Annotated in this window: 3 protein-coding genes; 2 read left to right on the top strand and 1 reads right to left on the bottom strand. The window is 71.0% G+C overall.

Annotated elements, in window-relative coordinates; genetic code table 11:
• The first annotated feature begins 576 nt into the window (after positions 1-576).
• Together ABZ924_RS38205 and ptsP are read left to right on the top strand one after the other, a co-directional pair.
• Positions 577-1026, top strand: coding sequence for a PTS glucose transporter subunit IIA (locus ABZ924_RS38205; RefSeq protein WP_361920290.1), 450 nt, complete (start codon positions 577-579; stop codon positions 1024-1026).
• 77 nt (positions 1027-1103) lie between these two features.
• Positions 1104-2774 (top strand): phosphoenolpyruvate--protein phosphotransferase, encoded by a 1671-nt coding sequence (gene ptsP, locus ABZ924_RS38200; RefSeq protein ID WP_361920288.1) that lies wholly within the window; start codon positions 1104-1106, stop codon positions 2772-2774.
• Positions 2775-2911: 137 nt separating this feature from the next.
• On the opposite strand, the gene ABZ924_RS38195 is transcribed toward ptsP, so the two are convergent.
• A complete protein-coding gene (locus ABZ924_RS38195; protein WP_361920292.1) occupies positions 2912-3766 on the bottom strand; it encodes a hypothetical protein in 855 nt (284 codons plus the stop codon).
• Positions 3767-3940 lie beyond the last annotated feature (174 nt).

The raw sequence follows: 3940 nt of genomic DNA, 5'->3' as shown, positions 1-3940 counted from the left end.
TTTTGGCACGCTGTTGAGTTCTCAAGGAACGGACGCTTCCTTTGTACTCACCCGCAGTAACACTTACTGGGGCTTTCCTCCGGGCTTTCGTTCTTCGTTTTTTCTTTCTTGCGATTCAGACTCTATCAGAGTCTTTCTCGCCCGCTTTCCAGGTCCTCCGCTTTCGCGGTTTCCCTTTCCGGCTTTCCCGACCCTACCAGTGCTTTCTATGTCTCTCGCAACTCGACCGATTCACCGACACGAAACGCATTGAGCGCAACGCAACGGCACAGGACCGAGAGCTGAGACGAAGATCAGCTACCTGTGGGGTGGGTTCCCGTCCATCGGTTGTTCGCGAGAAGTTCACGCGGCACGCCCTGGCGGGACTCACGACAGTACAACGCCTCCGGTTCACAGGCAAATCGATTCAGGCGTATGGTCTAGTCCACTACGGTGTCGCGTGACCGCGTCGCGGCCTCCGGCCAGGAGGTTCGTTCACGCGAACCCGGACATCTCATGACATACCCTTCTCAACGTACGCCGTCGAGGACAGGCAGTGACGACGGCGCGTCGAAGCCCCACCCCTGGGAGGCCCCCATGACCACCGTGACGTCCCCTCTTGCCGGGCGTGCCATCGGACTCGCGGCTGTGCCCGATCCGGTGTTCTCCGGCGCGATGGTGGGTCCGGGTACCGCTGTCGATCCCGTGCGCGAGCCCTCGGAGGCGGTGTCCCCCGTCGACGGTGTGGTCGTCTCCCTGCACCCGCACGCGTACGTCGTCGTCGACGGCGAGGGGCACGGCGTCCTCACGCACCTCGGGATCGACACCGTCCAGCTCAACGGCGAGGGCTTCGAGCTCCTCGTCAACAAGGGCGACACGGTGACCCGCGGCCAGGCCGTCATCCGCTGGAACCCGCAGGCGGTCGAGGACGCCGGCAAGTCGCCGATCTGCCCCGTCGTCGCGCTCGAGGCCACGGCCGAATCGCTCGTCGACCTCAACGAGAAGGGCGACGTCAAGGCCGGCGACGTCCTCTTCAGCTGGCAGTGACGTGTCCGCCTGCACGGGCGGGCGGGTCGGACATCCACCGCGGCGGCCGGGCCCGCCGCTCAATCGGAGACGGTGAAATGGAGACAACGCTGCGAGGCGTCGGCGTGAGCCACGGGGTGGCGATCGGCGAGGTGCGGCACATGGGCACGGCGGTCCTGGAGCCGCCGGCCCGGCAGATCACTGCGGATGAGGCGGAGCGCGAACAGGGGCGCGCCCGTCAGGCAGTGCGGGCGGTTGCGGCCGACCTGATCGCGCGCGGCCAGCTGGCCGGAGGCGAGGCCCAGCACGTGCTGGAGGCCCAGGCCATGATCGCCGAGGACCCCGAGCTCATGGCGGACGTCGACCGGCGCATCGCCGTCGGCAGCACCGCCGAGCGCGGCGTGTACGACGCGTTCGCCGCCTACCGCGACCTGCTCGCGGGGGCCGGGGAGTACATGGCCGGCCGCGTGGCCGACCTGGACGACGTCCGCAACCGCATCGTGGCGCGGCTGCTGGGCGTGCCGATGCCGGGTGTGCCGGACAGCAACGAGCCGTACGTGCTGATCGCGCGGGACCTTGCGCCCGCCGACACGGCGCTGCTCGACCCGGCGCTCGTCCTCGGCTTCGTCACCGAGGAGGGCGGCCCGACCAGCCACAGCGCGATCCTCGCGCGGGCGCTGGGCGTGCCGGCGATCGTGGCGCTGCCGGGTGCCTGCGAGATCGCCGAGGGGACCCTGATCGCCGTGGACGGCAGCACGGGCGACCTGTTCGTGGACCCGTCGGCGGAGAAGCGCGCCGAGCTGGAGGCCGCGGCGGCCGAGCGGAAGGCGGCGCTGGCCGCCTCCTCCGGTCCGGGCGCCACCTCCGACGGCCACAAGGTGCCGCTGCTGGCCAACGTGGGCGGGCCGGCGGACGTGCCGGCGGCCGTGGAGGCCGGGGCGGAGGGCGTGGGCCTGTTCCGGACCGAGTTCCTGTTCCTGGACGACAGCAAGAAGGCACCGTCGGAGGAGAAGCAGGTCGAGTCGTACCGCAAGGTGCTGGAGGCCTTCCCCGAGGGGCGGGTCGTGGTGCGGGTGCTGGACGCCGGCGCCGACAAGCCCCTCGACTTCCTGACGCCGTCCGACGAGCCGAACCCGGCGCTGGGCGTGCGCGGCCTGCGGACGCTCCTGGACCACCCGGAGGTGCTGCGGACCCAGCTGACCGCGCTCGCGAAGGCGGCCGAGGGACTGCCGGTCTACCTGGAGGTCATGGCCCCCATGGTGGCCGACCGCGCCGACGCCAAGGCGTTCGCGGACGCCTGCCGGGCGGCCGGGCTCCGGGCGAAGTTCGGAGCGATGGTGGAGATCCCCTCCGCCGCGCTGCGGGCGCGCTCGATCCTGCAGGAGGTCGAGTTCCTGTCGCTGGGCACGAACGACCTGGCGCAGTACACGTTCGCCGCCGACCGGCAGGTCGGTGCGGTCTCGCGGCTGCAGGACCCGTGGCAGCCGGCGCTGCTCGACCTCATCGCCTTGGCGGCCGAGGCCGCCAAGGCGGAGGGCAAGAGCTGCGGTGTCTGCGGCGAGGCCGCTTCCGACCCGCTGCTCGCGTGTGTGCTGACGGGTCTCGGTGTCACCTCCCTCTCCATGGGTGCCGCTTCCATCCCGTACGTGCGGGCGACGCTCGCCAAGCACACGCTGGCGCAGTGCGAGCGTGCCGCGGCAGCCGCACGCGCGGCCGACAGTGCCGAGGAGGCCCGTGTGGCCGCGCAGGCGGTGCTGTCCGGCGAGTGAGCCGACGGGCGCCGTCGGCGCTCGACGCTGCTTGACATTGCTTGTCGTTGTTTGGCGTTGTTTGTTGTTGTTCAGCGTTTTTGGCGGTGCTTGACGGTCGAGGGGCCTTCGCCTGTGGCGGGGGCCCCTCGGCCGTTCTAGGAGTGGGGGTCCGGACCGTCCACCTCGTATCCGGGGCAGTACTCGACGCCCGGCTCGGGGGCTACGGGTTCTCCGGTGTCGGCGTCGGTGCAGTAGGCGTTGAACACCGCTGCCGCGGAGAGCGGGACGAGCCTGCCCCGGTCCAGGCGCCAGCCGTGGACCCGGTCGGCGAACCCGGGGGTGGTGCTGCGCAGGACCAGTCCCCCGGTGCCGCCGAGGGCGAGGCCGGCGGCGAGGACGGCCACGAAGCCGAGGCCTTCCCGGTCGGCGGCATACGGCGGGCCGTCCGCGTCGTCGGGGGCTTCGGCGTGGAGGACCGCGACGAGCTGCTCGTCCTCCGTCGGGACGCTGCACACCAGGTGGTGGTGACCGGGCCCCGCGTGCTCCACGAGGCGGGTCAGGGCCGCGGTGGCCCGCTCGAAGGCGGCGCGGCCGATGTCCTCCCCGCAGTCGGCGCAGGCGCCGACGCCGGCGAGGAGCGCGGTGGCGTACTCCCAGGTGGACTGCCGCACGGCCTCGTCGATCAGGAGCGGGACCATCTCGTCGACGGGGCAGCCGGTGTAGGGCAGGGCGGGGCCGGTGCCCGCGAGTTCTGCGGTGAAGCGGCTGCGCGATGCCGCGGTGTCCGGGTCGAGGCCGTTGTCGTCGCAGAAGTCGGCGTACGCCTCGGGGTCGAAGAGGGCAACGGTGGTGTGGATGCCCTCGTCCGCGAGCGACCGCAGCAGTGCGTCGACGGCGCGGAGGTAGTCCTGGTGGTCCTCGAAGGTGAAGCTGCGGTAGCGGCGCATGGCCGCGAAGTCCCCCGCGTCGGCCAGGAGGCCGACGGTTCCGGGAACCTCGCGGCGCAGCATGCGGCGCCGGGCCGTTTCCTTGGTCTTGGCCGTGGTGGGGTCCGGGGTGTGGTCCGTCGTGTGCTGTGTTGCCCTGTGCTGCGTTCCTGACATGGCTCCCCCTGAGTCAGCGATCACTTGCTTACTCAGAGTAATCGGCGCCGCTGACAGTGGCCGCGGAGCAGTGGTTCTCGG

Origin of the sequence: Streptomyces sp. NPDC046876 (assembly GCF_040645035.1) — a bacterium.
Classification (GTDB): Bacteria; Actinomycetota; Actinomycetes; order Streptomycetales; family Streptomycetaceae; genus Streptomyces.
The sequence above is the reverse complement of the archived record's forward strand: the minus strand, read 5'-3'. Positions and strand labels throughout refer to the sequence as shown.